Genomic DNA, 17,406 nt, shown 5'->3' with positions numbered 1-17,406 from the left:
CGAGCAGCGAGCCTGTCTCATCCCGCCCGGTCCGCGGACAGGCCGAACGCACTCACGCCTGCTCGGCTGACAGCCCGGACAGACCGGCCGCGGCCGGTTCAGGCCCGAGCGACGACGAAGTCTTCGGCCCGGCGAGTCAGTGCTCGCATGTGCGCCTCACTCGCGGCTTCGACGTTGAGTCTGACCAGGGGCTCGGTGTTCGACTTGCGCAGGTTGACCCACCAGTCCTCGCCCTGCAGGCCGATTCCGTCGAGGTCGTCGACGGTGTTGGGGGGAAAGTCCTCCGCATGTGCGGCGAAGTCGGCGAGCACTGCGTCGGGGTCGGCGACGGTGAAGTTGATCTCTCCGGACTGGAAGAACCGGTCGTAGGAGTCGACGAGCTGTGAGGCCGGCGCGTCCGATTCGGCGAGGGCGGCGATGAGGTGGCAGGCGGCGAGCATGCCCGAGTCCGCACCGAAGAATTCGTCGAAGTAGAAGTGTGCGGAATGCTCACACGCGAAGACCGCTCCGGTCTCTCGCATGAGTGTCTTGATGCCCGAATGCCCGACCTTCGACCGCAGGGCCCGCCCTCCGGCAGCTGTGATGGTCTCGGCCACGCTGCGGGAGGTGATGAGGTTGTGGATGACGGTCGGTTCCGCGACTCCGGCCGCTCTGGCTCGGACGATCTCGCGTTCGGCGACGAGCGCGCCGACGGCCGAGGCCGACATCGTCACTCCCGTCTCGTCGATGAAGAAGCACCGGTCGGCGTCCCCGTCGAAGACGAGTCCGAGGTCGGCTCCGGTCTCGACGACCTTGCGTGCCGCATCGACGAGGTTCTCGGGTTTGAGCGGGTTCGCCTCGTGGTTGGGGAACGTGCCGTCGAGTTCGGTGAACAGTCCGATCACGTCGAAGGGCACCGAGGCGGCTCCCGCGTCCGTGCCGAAGACCTCACCGAGGAGGCGCCCGGCCATGCCGTTGCCCGCATCGAGGACGATCCTCAGTCCCGTCACCTCGCCGACGCGGGTGAGTTCGCGGATGCGGGCCGCATAGCGCTGCCGCATCCGTGCCGCGGCGGATTCGTCGACCTCGACGTCCCCGGCGACCGAAGCAGGAGCCGTGGGGGCGAGTTCTCTGATCCGTCCGAGTCCCGAGGCGAGGCTGACGCCTGCGGCTCGGGGTCCGCAGATCTTGATGCCGTTGTAGTCGGCGGGGTTGTGGCTGGCGGTGATCATCGCACCGGGCACATCGAAGATGCCGGAGGCGAAGTAGAGCTGATCGGTCGAGCACAGCCCGAGCAGGATCGGCCGCGATCCGGAGGCCTCGACGCCGGCGGCGAAGGCTCGGGCGAAGCCGGGCGAGCTCGGACGCATATCGTGTCCGATGACCACCTCGGCGCTGGTGTGGAGTTCGGACATCGTCACAGCCGTCGCCCAGCCGAGGGAAAAGACGATGTCCGCATCGAGCTGGTCGGGGATCCGTCCGCGGATGTCATAGGCGCCGACCGCCGCATCCAGAGCGGTGGCGCGGCTGCGTGTCAGCGGCGGATCCACATCGGCAGGACCCGGAACAGCACCAGCAGAGTCGCCTGCGACGTCGCTCATGAGTCGCCGATGATGCGCAGGTGGCCGTGCTTGCGCCCGCTCTGAGCCTGGTCGGACGAACCGGGTCGCGCGGAGTCCGCTGCGCTGGTCTCACTGCGCGTCGACCTGACGTCCGCCCGGTCGGCGGCCTCCCGGACGGCGTCGGCGATGGCCAGCAGATCATCGCGGCTGCGCTCGGGCGGCGCCTGGCCCGATTCGATGCGGATGAGCTGCCAGTCCACGGGAGGGGTCAGCTTCGCCGCATGCTCGGCGCACAGGTCGTGGGCACCCGGCTCGGCTCGTCTGCCCAGCGGGCCGATGACGACGGTCGCATCAGCGTGCACGTACGTCATGGTGGCGGCGGCGGGGCGCGAGCAGCTGACTTTGGAACACATTCTCACGGCTGACACAGTTGACCACTCTACACGCCGCCGGTGCCCGATTCGGTCAGGCAGGGCGGTCTCGCCCGTAGAATGACATGCTATGAGATCGAGGCGATATCGCGACCGGCACGGCCGGGGTCTGCGTTCTCCGCTGCACCGTGCCCAGGTGCCTGCGCGGCTGAGCCGAGCACAGAGCTTCGCGAAGGTCGCGGCCGCAGAATTCGCGCGGATGCGGCAGCGGGAGCCCGCCCTTCTCGCCGAGGTGGTGTTCGCCATCGACGGCGTCCCTCCGGCGAGTTCGACCGAGCCCTGCTTCGGGCGGGTGTTCCCCGCGACGCCGAACCGACTCACGCACATCGTCCTCTATCGCAGGGTCATCGAGGACCACGCCGAGGCGGACACGCGGGATGCCCTCATCGCCGAGGTCGTGGCCGATCAGGTCGACATCCTCCGCCGCGCCTGATCCTCAGCCGAGGCGGATATCGCGGTAGGCCACTCCGGCCGGCGCCGGGGTCGGCGCCACCGTCGAGATGCCGTCGTCGGTGGTGACGACGAGGCTCGCGTGGACTCCGTCGGCCTGTGATCCCGAGGCCTGCGCACCGTGGATCACCAGTGCCCGCACGGGATCGTCGGACACCTCGTTCGGGTCGAGTTCGGTGGTGGCGGTGGGGTTGAGGTCGATCGTCTGCGGGTCGGACAGGGACCCGTCGTCGAGCATCCCCTGCACCTGCACCTGACCTTGGCCCGGGGAGATCTGCAGGGAGCTGCTGCCGGTGCGCGGCAGTGCCATGATCTGAGTCTCGGCGAGGTTCGACGTGCTCTGCACGCTGCCGAAGTCAGATGCCCCCTTCTGTCCGTCCCGGCCGATGAATGCTCCGGCCTGGATCTGACGGTTCGCGTCGAGCACCACACTGGTGGCGTCGAGATCGCCGAGGTCGGCCTCGGCGACGCCGCGACCGACCACGGTCATGGAAGAGCGGGGGATGTCGATCTCGCCGTCGGGTCCATAGGCCTTGAGCGTGACCTCGGCGAGGTCCTTGCCCGGGTTGGCCACGCGCACCCGTACGTCCTTGCCGCTCAGTCCGGTCAGCACCTGCTGCCGGCCGGCATCGGCTCCGGCGGCGGCCAGATCGATGCCCTGAGGCCGGAGCCCGTCGAGGACGGTCTCCTGCACGGAACCGGCGAGGGCTCCCCCATCGACGGTGACATCGACCGCCAGGGCCTCGGCACCGGCGGCCAGTCCGGCCAGTCGCACGGCACGCTGTTCACCGGCCTTGATGCTCAGTTCTGTCGGTTCGGCCGAGGATCCCGACGGAGTCATCAGCCTGACCTTCGCCTGGACGGGCACATCGCCTGGGTTGCTCAGCAGCAGCTGGGAGTTCGACCCGGTCGACCCCGAGCCGGCGAGGATCCGGAAGCTGCTCGAGGCCTGTGCACAGGTGAGTGCGGCCAGGCCCGTGAGGTCGCCGGAGCTGCCTTCGACGGTCTCGAGCCCTGTGGTCAGCGCGGGCGCGCCGGGGCGGGCGAACCCGGTGACGCGCTTCGTCGAGCCGATGGTGTCGTCGCCGGAGACGAAGCCCTGGCCGACGGGGTTGTCGAAGTCGACGGAACCGCCGAGGTCGGCAACCTGCAGGCGCGCCGAGGAAGTGGAGCCGTCGGCCGCTCCGATCGGCGCGGAAGCCGAGACGACACGGGTCGAGACCTTCGAATCGTCGACGAACTCGGCGTCGGTGCCTTCGGCCTCCCCGTCGGTGAGCAGCGGCCCGGGACAGATGGCGCGGGTATCGGCCGTCGGCATCCGCACCTGTTCGGGACTGCGGTCGAGGGTGCCGGGGGTCAGCGGGGTGAGGAACGAGGTCGTGGCCACGAGCACTCCGGGCACGGCGATGGCCGCGAAGGTCACGATGCTGCGCAGATGCTTCATGCTCTCGTCTCCTCCTGCTCACGGGCCGCCGTACGGCTCTTCGTCCCCCGCCGCTGCCGGTTTCGGTTCGTCTCACCGAAGGGGATGGCCACGATCACGGTCAGCGCTCCCAACACCCAGCCGATGACGACACCGACGGGGTAGAGCGGTGAGTTCAGGGAGATCTCGACGGTACCTCCGGAGGCGGGCAGGTCGAACTCGCTCACCCACGTCTCATCGGCGTCCTTCGGCGTCGGCAGCGCCTCGCCGTCAAGGCTGGCACTGACGCCGCGGGAGGCGTCGGCGACGATGAGGGTGCGGTCGTCCTCACCGGCGGGCACCTCGGCGGTGGTCGTTCCGTGCATCCGTGCGGTGCTCAGCGCTCCCTCGGAATCGCGGATGAGGAACCGTCCGCTGTAGGGCTTGTCGACCCGCCACAGCTCACCGGACTCGGTGGGCCCGACCGGCAGCAGCCCCTGTGCCACGGACACAGAATTCTGCAGCCCGTCGGCGCCGGAGTCGACGAGGACGAAGTCGACGCCGAGTTCGCCGAGGATATCGCTGACATCGCCGGCGTCATCGGCCGACAGGGCGGCCGCGGCCTGCGCGACGAGCACCTGGTCATCCGGGATCGGCAGCGGACGCCGCTGCCACGGCCACCCGCCGACGGTGTCCGCATCGGTCACCGTGGAGGTGCCCAGAACGGTTCCGTCCGCCGAGGAGATGAGCGTGGCCATGACCTCACCGTCGACGTTGTCCAAGCGCAGGGTCCGCGCCTGTGATGCTCCGTCGGCGCGGTCGGCCGCCAGCGCCGGCACCGTGCTGTCCTCGCTGGCGGTGACGGCGTCGAGCGAGACCTGGGCTCGGCCTGCACCGATGGCGATGAGTCCGACGGCGGCGACGGCGACGAGCCCGACGAGGCCGCGCATCGGCAGCCGTCCGCCGGTTCGGCCGGCGGCGCGGATGGTGGCGGTGCGGTCGGCCCCGAGGGCGAGCAGCAGGATCGAACCGAGGCTGACCAGCGTCAGACCGGCAGCCGGATAGGAGCCGATGAGGTCGAAGGGGCCGGTCTGTGCGGGCAGGTGCACCTGGACGGCGGCGACGATGAGACCCGTCAGGTAGAGGCCGACGGCCCAGGTCAGTCGGGAGAGGTCGAGTCTGGCCTCGATGAGGGTGAAGAAGGCGAGGACGAGCATCGGCAGCATGAGCACCGGCGCCCACAGCTGGAGGATGCCCGGTGAGACCGCGTCGATCCCGATGCGGGCGGCGAGGTCCGACAGCCACGACATGTCGATGGGGCCGGGGAATCCCACGGCCAGCAGGTACGTCGGTGCCGCCTGCGGTGCCAACGTCTGTCCGGGCATGGTCAGCAGCGTTCCGGGGTCGCGGACCAGCGCCCACAACCATGGCCAACCGAGGAATGCCGTCGGAGCGAGCAGCCACAGGTGACGCAGTCCGCGCCCGGCCAGCAGGAGCACGACGGTGCCGAGGACGACCGCGATCAGCAGCAGCGGGATGCCGGAGACGATGAGGAACAGCAGCAGTCCGCTGCCTGCCGCTGCCGCAATCGACCCGGTGCGCAGGCTCCGTCGCAGTGTGAGCACGAGCAGCGGCGCGGCGATCCAGACGATGACCACGCCGAGGCGGCCGTCCGAGAGCGCAGAGGTGAACAGCGGGGAGGCGATCCACAGCAGGGCCGCGAAGCCGCGCACCCACCTGCGCGGCACGACCGCTCCGGCGCCGGCATATGCGGCGATCCCGGCGAGGACTGGCGCGGCGAGCAGGAGCGTTCTGACCATGATGTCGACATGGCCGAAGAAGAGCAGGGAGAGGACCCCGATGACGAGATGGTAGGGATCGGCCGGCACGGCGGCACCGGTGGAGACGTCGAGGTGGCGACCCAGCAGTCGGGAGAAGATCTCGCCGATGCCGACGTCGGTCGAGCCCAGGGCACCGCCGACGAGGTGGCCCGGACCGAAGAGTCGGTAGGAGATGAAGCCGCTGATGACGAGGGCTGCGAGCACCACATAGGTCAGCGGTATCCGCAGCAGGCTCGACCCGCCGGAGACTTCGAGTCGCGAGAACGAGTCGATGGCCTCTTCGGTGTCGCCGATCGGGTTGAGTTCGGCGTCGGGATCGACCCCGCCGGTGGGGACTTCACTCGGGTGCGGGTCCTCGGCCTCGCCGCTCATCGAGCGTCGTTGAACGGCCAGTTCGTCGTCATCGGCGAACAGGGCAGCCACATGGGAGGTGCTCGTGCGTTTGGCCAGGCGACTGCGGCGAGCGTTGGCCCGCCGCAGGGGCGCCGTGGTGGTGATGTCGGCGGCGAGCCCGAACAGGGCGCCGAGGTGCCAGCCGGCCGAGCGGAGATTGTTCGAGAGCAGCCCGCCGAGGATGTGCCCGAGGTTGACGACGGCGAGCAGGCCGAAGAGCGAGGCCGCCCCGGGACTGGCGAGACTGAGTCGGTAGCGCTGTTCGGTGCGGATCTGGAATTTCGAGACGGGCGGCTGCGGGGACGAACCCAGGCGGGCGGCCGCCTCGGCGGAGATCTCCATCCGTGCCCGCGGGGCGAGGATGACGCGCCTGCCGAGGTCGCGCAGGCGGCGGGAGTATTCGATCCCGCGGTACGCGGGGCCGAGCACGCGGGAGGGAGCGCCGATCCGTGTGAGTTCGGCGGCGGCCATGAGCATGCCCGGCAGGTCCAGTCCGAGGGTCTCCGTGCGACCGTCGCGCTGGCCCTGATCGAACTCACCGGAGCCGACGGGGTTGAATCGCTCCCCCGCCGAAGTGGTGCTCACTCCGGCGGAGACGATGCGGTCGCCGCGCATGAGTTTGGGTCCCACGGCGGCGATGGACTCGGTTTCGCCGATGGCGTCGAGGAGTTCGTCGAGACAGTCGGGCTCCGGGCGGGAGTCAGGGGTGAGGAACCACAGGAAGTCCGATTCCGCGATGGCGGGAATCTCCGAGGCGTCGCGTACCGAAAGGCCCCCGAGATCCACGACCGGGATCTCGGGGTGAAGCGGATGCAGAGCTGTTTCGAGCTCGACCTTGCTGGCCGTGTCGCTCGAGGCGACGACGACGGTGACGGCTGGCCTCACACGACCTTTTTCTTGAGCCGACGGCGTTCGCGTTCGGACATTCCTCCCCAGATGCCGAACCGCTCATCGTTGGCCAGAGCGTATTCGAGGCATTCGGACCGGACGTCGCAGGAGGCGCAGACCCGCTTCGCCTCACGAGTCGATCCTCCCTTTTCGGGGAAGAAGGCCTCGGGGTCGGTCTGCGCGCACAGCGCCTGATCCTGCCAGGACAGCTCTCCGTCCTCTGCGGCTCCGAGCAGCAGCGACAGCGGCGAGACCGCGGAATTGTCCGGCGGCAGCGGCGTCAGATCGCTCGGATCGACGGCCAGCGGATCGGGCAGCGTCTCGGGTGCGCGTGCGCCCGGTTCGACGAACCAGTCTTCGGCACGGCGGGAGGTGACTCCCGGTGCGGCGGAGAGATCTTCTCTCTCTCGCCAGTCTCTCTGTGCGCTTTGCACGGTCTTCCCCTTTCTCACGCTTGAGCAGGTCTGCCACCGTGACTGAGGCGATCAGTCCGATGTACGGTCGAATCCTTGAGGATTCATGCTCGGCGCGTTCCCCTTTAGGTATAAATTACACGCGTGTCATTACCGCCCCGTCAAGCCCTGATGGAGTATCTAAGGACGGCCTGATCGCGTATTCGAACACACTTTCTCATGCACACGCGCCGACAACACCATATATAGGGAATTCGCGCGAGCACGGCCACAATCTGTGGGGTACTCCTGAGCAAACCTGCAGAATTTCGAAATGAGTCGCCGTGGATGGGATTATGGAGCAATGAGAGTCGAATCACCGGCGGCCTGGCATGAATGACCGTCTCCTCACCGTCTACGCCCCTCCCGTCGAGGAGGACATCGCACCGGGATCCGACCTCGCCGCGATCCTCATCAACGCTCTGCGCCGCAACCGCATCGACCTCAAGGACGGCGACATCCTCGTCATCGCTTCGAAGGTCGTGTCGAAGGCCGAGGGTCGGCTGCGCACCGTCGCCGATCGCGCCGAGTTCGAAGAGCTCGTCACCCGAACCGGCACTCATCTCGTCGCCGAACGCTCCTATGGCTCGGGAACCACGGTTCAGGTCGTGCGCACCCCGGCCGGGACGGTGCAGGCCGCAGCCGGGCTCGACCAATCGAACTCTGCGGGCGCGGTCGTCCTCCATCCCCTCGACAGCGACCGCTCGGCCGATGTGCTCCGGACTCGGGTCGAGCAGGCGTTCTCCGTGCGCATCGGCCTGGTCATCTCCGATACCAGCTCACGGCCGTGGCGGGTCGGCGTCGGTGACATCGCGCTGGGCCTGTCCGGCCTCTCCGGCCTCGACGATCAGCGTGGCCGACCCGACGACGACGGTCGCGTGCAGACAGTGACGGTGCGTGCCGTCGCCGATGAGATCGCCGCGGCCGCCGATCTCGTCAAGGGCTCCTCCCGTGGTCTGCCGATGGCCCTGGTGAGAGGCGCCGGCGGTTATCTCGACAACGGTCGCGGCGGGGCGAAGGCGCTGTCTCGCGAACTCGGCGACGACTGGTTCCGCTACGGGCACGTCGAAGCCGTGCAGCGCGGACTCGGGGTCACCGATCTTCCCGGCAGCGCCCCCGCCGGTGACAGCGGGGACGACATCCTCGAGCGCGTCTCCCGCGCCATCCGCGTCGTCCGCGCCGGGCAGTCACGCACCCCCGGACATACCGCCTGGAGGATGCGGATCGAGGGTTCCGGCTCGCGGATCACGCTCAGCCCTTCGGACTCCCCGGCCACGGCGCAGTCGGGCGGTCCCCCGCTGCTCGAGGCCATGGTCGGACTCGGATCGCTCGTCGAGCGTCTCCACACGGCGCTGTTCGCCGAGGACCTCAGCGCCTCCTCCCGCTACCACTGGGTCGACGGTGAGCTCGGGGCCTTCCCCCGCGGGGTGACCATCGACATCGGTCTCATCGTCCCCTGACCGACCACTCACCGCCATCGAAGGACAACGGATATGGATCTGACAGCCATCACGCACACCGGAGGGCCCGTTCTGCTCTGGCGCGGCCCCGACTACGACAGCCTCGATCTCACCGGGCCGGTCATCGCGAACTGGGTGAACAAGGGCGTCGGCCTCTTCGGCGACTACGACCTCGGTGAGGACTTCACGCTCTTCGCTCCCCTGCCCCAAGGGCTGCACTGGCGAGAGCTCGTCTCCGCCCTCAGCGTCCTGCTCGCCGGCGGGCATGCGGTCATCGGCTGCTCCGCCGACACCGGTGCCGGAAACTCGGGAGCGCCCGCCACCGTCAGCAGAACCGCTGGATCCCCTGCGCCTCCGGATGAGGACCATGTGGCCATCGTCCCGCTCGGACACGAGGACGATGAGTCCGTGGCCGAGGCCGACGAGGTCTTCGTCTTCAACCCCCCGGCCCTGGCCCTGAGCACCCCTGTCGACGAGGACTTCATCGACATCAATTCCGCCATTCGGGCCTACCCCGACGTCACGCACCGACGACTCGACGGCTCCGGCACGCTGACCGTCAACGGCGAGGACGTCGCGTGGAATCCGGAGGAGGGATCCGACCGACCTGCCGGGCGCCCTCAGGGCCTCCTCGTGTCGAACTCGACCCCGCTGCCCGGCGAGTGGCCGCGATTCCTGCACCACCTCCTCGGCGGCGGTGAGGTCCTTCTCGCCAACGGAGTCGATGATTCCCGCATCACGGACCTGGCGGACAGCCTCGGCGTGGTCCATGGCACACTGGGCACATGGACAAAGTAGTTGATTCCCCCGCTGAAGCGGTGGCCGACATTGCAGATGGATCATCGATCGCCGTGGGCGGCTTCGGTGTCGTGGGCGTACCGGAATTCCTCATCCGGGCGCTCCAGGACCAAGGGGCCACAGACCTCGAAGTGATCTCGAACAACGCCGGTGTCGACGGACGCGGCCTCGGCATTCTGCTCGCCGACGGTCGACTTCGTCGCATCATCGCCTCGTACGTGGGTGAGAACAAGGAATTCGCCCGGCAGTACCTCTCCGGCGAACTCGAGGTCGAACTCACCCCGCAGGGCACGCTGGCGGAGAAGATGCGCGCCGGCGGTGCGGGAATCCCTGCGTTCTACACCATCACCGGCGCCGGCACCCAGGTCGCCGAGGGCGGAATGCCCTGGAAGTACGATTCCGACGGCAACGTCGTCAAGGAATCCCCCGCCAAGGAGACGAAGGTCTTCGACACCTTCGGCGAGGAGAAGGAATACGTCCTCGAGAAGTCGTTGGCTCCCGACTACGCCCTGGTTCGCGCCGCCGTCGGCGACCGTCACGGCAACCTCGTCTTCCACTCTTCGGCCAGGAACTTCAATCCTCCGGCCGCGCAGTCGGCCCGGATCACCATCGCCGAGGTCGAGAAGCTCGTCGAGCCCGGCGAGATCGATCCCGATGACGTCCACGTCCCGGGCATCTTCGTTCACCGCGTGGTCCCGCTGACGGCGGAGCAGGTGGCCGACAAGCCCATCGAGAAGCGCACCGTCCGAGAAGCCTGAGGAGAGCAAGTTATGTCATTGACAAGAAATCAGATGGCGGCCCGCGCTGCCCAGGAACTCGAAGACGGCAGCTACGTCAACCTCGGCATCGGCATGCCCACCCTCGTGCCGAACTTCCTGCCCGAAGGCGTCGACCTCGTGCTCCAGTCCGAGAACGGTCTGCTCGGCGTCGGCCCCTACCCGACCGAGGATGAGATCGACCCCGACCTCATCAACGCCGGCAAGGAGATCGTCACAATGCTCCCTGGCGCCTCCTACTTCGATTCCGCCGCGAGCTTCGGCATGATCCGCGGTGGCAAGGTCGATGCCGCGATCCTCGGTGCCATGCAGGTGGCGGTCAACGGCGACATCGCGAACTGGATGATCCCCGGCAAGATGGTCAAGGGCATGGGCGGGGCGATGGACCTCGTCCACGGCGCAAAGCGCGTCATCGTGATCATGGATCATGTGGCCAAGGACGGCTCGCACAAGCTGCTGAATACCTGTGACCTGCCCCTGACCGGCGAGGCCGTGGTCAGCCGCATCATCACCGACATCGCCGTCCTCGACGTCACCGGTGACTCCTTCACCCTCGTCGAGCTCGCCCCCGGAGTCACGGTGGACGAAGTCAAGGAGAAGACCGGCGCCGAGGTGGTCGTCCCTGCCGACGTGCCCACCGTCGACGTCGCCGCCTGAGGCTGCTCCCACCGCGGATGACGAAGCGGGCCGGGTCTCCGATCGGAGGCTTGGCCCGCTTCGTCGTTCACGGCGCGGCGGTCGTCGTCAGACGAGAGGTGCTGCCGGTTCCAGGCCTGTGGTTGCGACGAAGAGGTCTCCGTGACCGTCTGCCGTCGCCGTCGGCTCGTTGGCCGAGATGAACACGCTCTCTCCGCGCTCGAGGGTCACGGTCGACCCGAGTGAGGTCAGCGTGATCGTCCCGGAGGTGCACAGCGCGATCGCCGCTCCCCTGCGCGCGAGGCTCTGCAGGCGCGGGCAGCGCAGCACCTGGAGGGCGAAGTCGTCGGTGGCACCCCGCAGGACCCCGGAGTGGTCGGGTTCGACCATGCGCGGCATTCCTGCACGGAAGTCGGCGACCTTCGACAGTTCAGCGATGTCGACGTGTTTCGAGGTCAGGCCACCGCGCAGGACGTTGTCGCTCGAGGCCATGATCTCGATGCCCGTGCCGAAGAGGTACGCGTGGAGGACACCGGCCTCCATCGTCAGTGACTCGCCCGGCTGCAGATGCACCCGGTTGAGCATGAGACCGACGAGGACACCCGGATCGTGCGGATAGTCGTCGACGAGTTCGCAGAACGTCTGCGCCGGGTCGACAGCGCTGCCCCGGCGGCTGGGGTGCCCGGACGGCACTTCGTCGATTCCGTGTGCGGCCACCTCGTCGACGAGGCCCGCAGCTCGCGGATCGGCGAGCAGCAGCTCGACAGTGCGTGAAAGCGCCTTCGTCTCGCTCAGAGTCTTCAGGGCACCGATGACGGAACCGAGGAAGTCCAGCGAAGGCGGCGTCAGCGGCTGCGAGAGCATCCGCTCGAACGTCGCGCGCACGGCCTTGCGGGGCCGGAATCCCGTGAGTGCGTGGAAATCGGTCAGAGCATAGATGAGTTCGGGTTTCGCCGAGGCGTCCTTGTAGTTGCGATCTGGTGCGTCGAGGGCCGGTCCTGCCGTCTCTTCGCGTGCGAAGCCGGTTGCTGCCTGTTCGCGGTTCGGGTGGACCTGGATCGACAGCGCCTTGCTGGCCGAGAGGACCTTGAGCAGGAACGGCAGGCGCGGACCGAACGCGTCGACCGAGTCCCGGCCGAGCAGACCGTGGGGATCACCTGCGAGGTATTCGATGAGGTTGGGTCCCGGTCGTGTTCCCGTTTCGGTGGCGGTCCCGGCGGTGGCGGTCGGGCTGCCGGATGCCGAATCGGCGAGTCGGCCGCTGCGTCTGCGTGCGGCTGTCGTCCGTTCCTCGGCGAGGTCGAGTTGAGAGGGGCTCATCGGGTGGGCGCCGAGCCAGAGTTCCGCGCAGGGAGTGCCGTCGGGGACGGCGCCGAGAATCGCGGGAATCGCGTCCGTGCTGCCCCAGTCGAAGTTCTTGACCGTATTGTGCAGACGATGCACTGTTCTGGCCCCCTTGGTCGGATCGTAGGAACGACGCTCGGCGAGTCCGGGCGTGCACTGTCCACGATAGCCCTCACGCTTCGGCGCCGACATCCACTTCACTCACTGTTCAGACGAAGTCACATACTATTCACCGCCTACCACCTGCGACGATGCGGGATCGTCTGCAGCAGGAGGGAAGAGGAAAGGAGGAGAACCCGACAGTGCCCCGCCGGAGATCCGTATTCGGATCCCGACGGGGCACTGTCGTTCAGGCGCTGTGACTCTGTCCGTCGAAGCGGCTGGTCAGCCGACGACGCGGATGACCTTCGCGCCGCGGCTGAGCATCCAGCTGTAGCTGCGCTTCGTGGTGTTCGTCCGGGTCGATCCCGCATCGTACATCTGACCCTTGGTCTCGGAGATGATTCCGATGTGACCGGGGATCCAGATCAGGTCGCCGGCTTTGGCGTCCTTGATGGAGATCTCCTTGCCGGCGTAGCGCTGCTGGCTCGTCGTGCGCGGCAGCTTGATGCCGTTCTTGCCGTAGACGTACTGGGTGAAGCCCGAGCAGTCCCAGCCGCTCGTCGGCGAGGTTCCGCCCCAGACGTACTTCACGCCGAGGTGGGACTTCGCGTCCTTGACGATGGACGAACGCTGAGCAGCGATCTTCTCAGCCTTGGTCGGCTTGTCCTTCTTATTGGAGTCATCCTTCTTGGACTTGTCGTCCTTTTTGGAGTCGTCTTTCTTCTTGGAGTCGTCCTTGGACTTGTCGTCTTTCTTGGAGTCGTCCTTCTTCTTGGAGTCGTCCTTGGACTTGTCGTCTTTCTTGGAGTCGTCCTTCTTCTTGGAGTCGTCCTTGGACTTGTCGTCTGCAGCACCTTCCCCGGAGTCTGCAGGCGACTTGCCATCGGTGGAGTCGTCTCCCGGACGGTTGTCGTCGGTCACTCCACCGGCGATCTTTCCCTTCGGGGAGAACTCGGTGGTTCCGTAGCCTTCGGCCCAGACCAGGCGTGCTCCTTCGAAGAGCTGCTCGCCGCGGCCGTTCTTGTAGACCACGTCGGACTTGGGGTAACCCAGATGACCCTTCACGGTCCCCTTGTCACCCCAGTACTTCATGATCACGCCCGTGGTGTAGTGGGCGCCGGTGGCCTTGGACCAGTAGATCGAGCCCTTTTCGAAGCGCTGTGCAGCGCCCCCGCCCTTGAGACCGCCCTTCTCCGCAGAGGTGGGCAGCCCCAAGTCGGTGACCGCGTCGCCCTTGTACGACGACGCGATCGCTCCGGACAGGTGGTACGCTCCGGTCTTCTTGGACCAGTAGACGACACCCTTTTCGAACTTCTGAGCCTTGGCACCCGAAATGCCCTTGACCGAGTACTCCTTGCCGAGAGCCTTGCCGAGCTTGTTCTTCTCGGCGTACTTCTCGATCGAGGTCTTTGCCTTCGGCTTCTCGGTCTTCTTGTCGTCGTCCTTCTTCTTGGAGTCGTCCTTGCTGTCGCTGGGCTGCTCGCCGGTCTTGAGGATGGAGTTGACCGTCGAACGGACCTCGGGAAGCTTCGCGTAGAAGGCATCGCCCGGGCAGTCGGTCTGCCCCAGGTCGCGGTGTCCGACCAGGTTCGACTTCGTCGCCTTCGAGATTCCGTTGATGGAGAACTTCCAGGCGATCGCCGAGGCGACGGCGTCGCGGGTCTTCTTCGGCGGTGCCGCACTGTTGTAGGTGCCCAGCACGGAGATGCCGAAGGTACCGGTGTTGTGCCCCTGCACGTGTGCGCCGATGACAGCCTTCGAGACATCTCCGCCGCGAGCCTGCCAGAGACGCCCGTACTTGTCTGCGACGACGTTGTAGCCGATGTCGTTCCAGCCGCGTCCATCCTGGTGGTATGCCTGGATACCACGGATGATGCCGGGGACGTCCTCTGCAGAGTAGCTGTTCGAGCCCGAGGTGTGGTGGACGACGGCCTGCTTGATGCCGCTCGCGTAGTCCGGGCTGCCCCGGTAGGCCTTCGCTCCCCAGGAGCTGCGCGAGCCGATCTTCGGCTTCGAGACCTTCTTCGCCACGGTCGAGACCGAGGACGATCCGGGAACATAGTTCTGGTTGGACACGGTCGCCCCCTGAGCGGCGGACACGTTGTCGGCGGAGGCCGCCTCGGCGTCGGTCGACTCATCGGTCGCAGCCTCTGAGGCGTCCTCGGAAGCGTCCGAAGACTGCTGATCGAGCTCGACGGGAGCGTTCTCGGACACCGCTTGGGAGTCCCCGGCGTCGCGCTTGGGATCGACGAGCACGAGCTCCGCATCGCTCGGTGCGGAATCGCCGAGGATGCGCATCTGCACACCCGAAGCGTTCGTCACCGTCATCGGTTCGGAGCCGTTGTTCTGCGCTTCTTCCTGCTGCTCCTCATCGAGTGTGTCCCAGCTTCCCCAATCGGACCCGTGCTTGATGCGGACCTGGATGCGGATGTTGGACTTCGCTTCGGAGAAGGTGAAGCCGACGAGGCTCGGATTGTTCGTCGGAACGTCGAGGACGTCCGAGATCAGCGCGATGTTCACACCGTCCTCGGTCTTCTGCCGGACCGAACCGGAGATGTCCTCGTCGTCGGACTTCTCGTCCTTCGCCCCTTCGTCGTCGGACTTCTCGTCCTCGGACGTCGACGGATCCTCGGTCTTCTCATCCTCGGCGGGCGACTGCTCCGCATCGGAGGGAGCTGAGGATTCCGAGGGCTCGGTCTCGTCCGAGCCGGACGTCAGCCCGGCCGAGACGTTGTTGACCGTGCCGGTCGCAGCCGTGGCGGAGGCATTGACGACATCGGGCACCTTGGCCGAGGCGAGAGCGGTCTGCGACTTGAAGATGTTCGGCAGATTGCTCGTGGCGCTCTGGTTGGCGGCGGTGGCGGTGGAATCACTGGAATCGCGGGCGCCGGGGACGTCGAGTCCGTCCTTGCTGACGTCGAGCTCCTCTTTGGACACTTCGGGCGACGAGGTGGCCGCGAAGGCCGCCGGCGCCGTGACCGCCAAGGTGCCGACGAGTGCGACAGATGCGCAGCCCGCGACAGTGGGCAATAGATATTTCATCGTTACAGCCTTTTCGAGGAAGACAGGGAAGTTCAGGCCTCGAGGTCCCCTTCACCGTTGGCAGAACGGTGGGCAACCCCAACATCTCAAAATTGTTACACATTTTCGGCGTGTCAGACTAGCCACAGGCAGGAATATTCTAGTTACACCGTTGTGGTTCCCAGTATTGGCAAGGGACACACCGAGCAAAAGTTTTTCCCGGAAGACTCATCGCCAGACCGGTTTCGGTCATCGTCGAGCCTGACCGACCGCGCGTCCTCTGTCTCAGGGCACGTAGCAGATCGCCTTCGCGTCGGCTTCGTCGCCGCTGTCAGCCGAGGATCCGCCGGCGCTCTGCGCCAGCAGCTGCGGATCTGAATCGGAGTCCGGTTCGAGTCCCGCATCGACTCCGGCGGCGGCCGACTTCCCGCCTCCCGGTGTCGAGAGCGCACCCTTGTCCTGATCGGAGGACTTGGATGCTTCCTCGATCTTATCGGCTACGAGCTGATGCGCCACATCGATGTCAGGATTCGACGGAGTGATCCGCGGCGGAGTGAGATCGACGGACTCGATCTTCTGCGACTTCACCTTGAGAGCGAGGTCGACGAAGGAGTCGACCTGCGAGGACGGAATGTCCGTCGAGACGGCCCCAGGGGTCGCCTTCGCGATGGCCTGATAGCGGGTGAGCACCGTTGAGGGATCGAGCTGTTTGACCATCGCCGTCTGCACGCAGCGCTGACGCACCATACGCTCGTAGTCGCTGGCGAACTCACGCGAGCGGGCGAACCACAGCGCGTGGAAGCCGTCGAGCTTCTGCTTGCCCGGCTCGATCCACCCCTTCACCGGACCGTGCTGACCGGTGGTCGGATCGACTTTCGAGGAGATCGGCACGCGCTTGCCGGAGACCAGGGTGATTCCGCCGAGGGAGTCGATGAGGTTCTCGAACCCCTTGAGATTGATCATCGCGTAGTACTGGACCTCGAGGCCCGTGGTCGCCGACACCGCATCCATCGTGGCCTGTTCACCCGCGGTCTTCGGGTCCTCGAACTCGTCCTTGTGCTGTTCGCCCTGCTGGAAGACAGCGTTGAGCAGACATTCGTCGCCGCAGTTGAAGCCCTGCGGATAGTGCCTGTGCAGCGGGGAGTCGTCCGGGAACGGCACATTCTCCATATTCCGCGGCAGGCCGATGATGACCGATTTGCCGGTCTTCGCGTCGATGGAGACCAGCGACAGCGAGTCCGGTCGGATCCCCGTGCGCCCCTTTCCTGCGTCGGAGCCCAGCAGCAGGATGTTGTACCGCCCGTCCACGGGCTTGAGCGCCTTCCCTGAGGCGAAGAGGTCGCTCATCAGGCCGCGTTGGGAGTTGAGCATCGTCGTCCCCCACGCGAGCGGCCCGACGACGATGAGCAGGAGGGCGCAGAAGGCGGCGATGAAGCGTCTGCGGGCGCGCTGGGAGATCGTGACGAGACGGATCCTCCGCAGCGAATCGAAGAGGCACACGACCCAATTGATCGCGATGACCGGAATCCAGATCGTGAGGAACGTGAGGATGAACGGGTTGGTGCCGAGAGTGAAGAGGAACGTCCTGTCGAGGAGGACGATCACTGCGGCGATGATCACCAGGATCCAGCTGATGGCTGTGATCGACAGCGAGATGCGCGCCCAGCGGCGACGGCGAAACAGGAGCTGGACCCCGCCGGGGACGATGACCGTGACCAGAAGCAGCAGCCAGGCCCGCACGTCCCGCGTCGGCTGTGAGGCATACGACGGGTAGCGGATCGGGTCCACATATCTCGTTTCGGCCACTGCCTTCCCTTCGTCTCGTCCGCGGTCGCGACGGCCTTCGGCGGCCTGATGATCACCGGAACAAC

The 17,406-nt window shown here is 66.7% G+C and carries 13 protein-coding genes; 5 read left to right on the top strand and 8 right to left on the bottom strand.

What is annotated here, in order from left to right; translation table 11 throughout:
• Window positions 1-98: 98 nt before the first annotated feature.
• Together HK401_RS15815 and HK401_RS15810 are read right to left on the bottom strand one after the other, a co-directional pair.
• Window positions 99-1,580: a phosphohexomutase domain-containing protein gene (locus HK401_RS15815; RefSeq protein WP_181275609.1), complete on the bottom strand. Its 1,482-nt coding sequence runs from the start codon at window positions 1,578-1,580 to the stop codon at window positions 99-101.
• Window positions 1,577-1,969 (bottom strand): DUF3499 domain-containing protein, encoded by a 393-nt coding sequence (locus HK401_RS15810; protein WP_309136022.1) that lies wholly within the window; start codon window positions 1,967-1,969, stop codon window positions 1,577-1,579. The genes HK401_RS15815 and HK401_RS15810 overlap by 4 nt, the downstream gene beginning before the upstream one ends.
• Window positions 1,970-2,042: 73 nt before the next feature.
• Between HK401_RS15810 and HK401_RS15805 the strand changes: the two genes are divergently transcribed.
• On the top strand, window positions 2,043-2,405 hold the full coding sequence (locus tag HK401_RS15805) for a metallopeptidase family protein (RefSeq protein ID WP_181275608.1): 363 nt from the start codon (window positions 2,043-2,045) through the stop codon (window positions 2,403-2,405).
• Between the two features lie 3 nt (window positions 2,406-2,408).
• Here HK401_RS15805 and HK401_RS15800 read toward each other — a convergent pair whose 3' ends face one another.
• From HK401_RS15800 to HK401_RS21095, 3 genes are read right to left on the bottom strand one after another with little or no spacing between them, the layout of a single operon-like run.
• Window positions 2,409-3,866, bottom strand: coding sequence for a DUF5719 family protein (locus tag HK401_RS15800; protein WP_181275607.1), 1,458 nt, complete (start codon window positions 3,864-3,866; stop codon window positions 2,409-2,411).
• Complete coding sequence (locus HK401_RS15795; protein ID WP_181275606.1) at window positions 3,863-6,943, bottom strand: glycosyltransferase family 2 protein; 3,081 nt, start codon at window positions 6,941-6,943, stop codon at window positions 3,863-3,865. Before HK401_RS15795 ends, HK401_RS15800 begins: the two co-directional genes overlap by 4 nt.
• A complete protein-coding gene (locus HK401_RS21095) occupies window positions 6,940-7,380 on the bottom strand; it encodes a WhiB family transcriptional regulator (RefSeq protein ID WP_373563660.1) in 441 nt (146 codons plus the stop codon). Before HK401_RS21095 ends, HK401_RS15795 begins: the two co-directional genes overlap by 4 nt.
• A 350-nt stretch (window positions 7,381-7,730) precedes the next feature.
• Here HK401_RS21095 and HK401_RS15785 point away from each other — a divergent pair, with 350 nt between their 5' ends.
• The 4 genes from HK401_RS15785 to HK401_RS15770 are packed head-to-tail and all read left to right on the top strand — an operon-like array spanning window position 7,731 to window position 11,089.
• Complete coding sequence (locus HK401_RS15785) at window positions 7,731-8,858, top strand: coenzyme F420-0:L-glutamate ligase (protein WP_181275605.1); 1,128 nt, start codon at window positions 7,731-7,733, stop codon at window positions 8,856-8,858.
• 33 nt (window positions 8,859-8,891) lie between these two features.
• Window positions 8,892-9,656 (top strand): hypothetical protein, encoded by a 765-nt coding sequence (locus tag HK401_RS15780; protein WP_181275604.1) that lies wholly within the window; start codon window positions 8,892-8,894, stop codon window positions 9,654-9,656.
• The gene (locus HK401_RS15775; RefSeq protein WP_181275603.1) at window positions 9,644-10,414 is read left to right on the top strand and encodes a CoA transferase subunit A; all 771 of its coding nucleotides are present in this window, start codon (window positions 9,644-9,646) and stop codon (window positions 10,412-10,414) included. The genes HK401_RS15780 and HK401_RS15775 overlap by 13 nt, the downstream gene beginning before the upstream one ends.
• 12 nt (window positions 10,415-10,426) lie before the next feature.
• Window positions 10,427-11,089 carry a CoA transferase subunit B gene (locus HK401_RS15770; RefSeq protein WP_181275602.1) on the top strand — a complete coding sequence of 221 codons (663 nt, stop codon included), beginning with the start codon at window positions 10,427-10,429 and terminating at the stop codon, window positions 11,087-11,089.
• Window positions 11,090-11,176: 87 nt separating this feature from the next.
• Here the strand turns inward: HK401_RS15770 and manA are convergent, their stop codons facing one another.
• From manA to HK401_RS15755, 3 genes are all read right to left on the bottom strand, one after another.
• Entirely contained in the window at window positions 11,177-12,604 is a 1,428-nt protein-coding gene (gene manA / locus HK401_RS15765) for a mannose-6-phosphate isomerase, class I (RefSeq protein WP_219921989.1), read from the bottom strand.
• A 192-nt stretch (window positions 12,605-12,796) separates the two neighbouring features.
• Window positions 12,797-15,556 carry an NlpC/P60 family protein gene (locus HK401_RS15760; RefSeq protein WP_258234265.1) on the bottom strand — a complete coding sequence of 920 codons (2,760 nt, stop codon included), beginning with the start codon at window positions 15,554-15,556 and terminating at the stop codon, window positions 12,797-12,799.
• A gap of 264 nt (window positions 15,557-15,820) precedes the next feature.
• Window positions 15,821-17,341: an LCP family protein gene (locus HK401_RS15755; RefSeq protein WP_181275601.1), complete on the bottom strand. Its 1,521-nt coding sequence runs from the start codon at window positions 17,339-17,341 to the stop codon at window positions 15,821-15,823.
• Between the last annotated feature and the right edge of the window lie 65 nt (window positions 17,342-17,406).

It is taken from the genome of Brevibacterium oceani, assembly GCF_013623835.1.
In the GTDB taxonomy this organism is placed as follows: Bacteria; Actinomycetota; Actinomycetes; order Actinomycetales; family Brevibacteriaceae; genus Brevibacterium; species Brevibacterium oceani.
The sequence above is the reverse complement of the archived record's forward strand: the minus strand, read 5'-3'. Positions and strand labels throughout refer to the sequence as shown.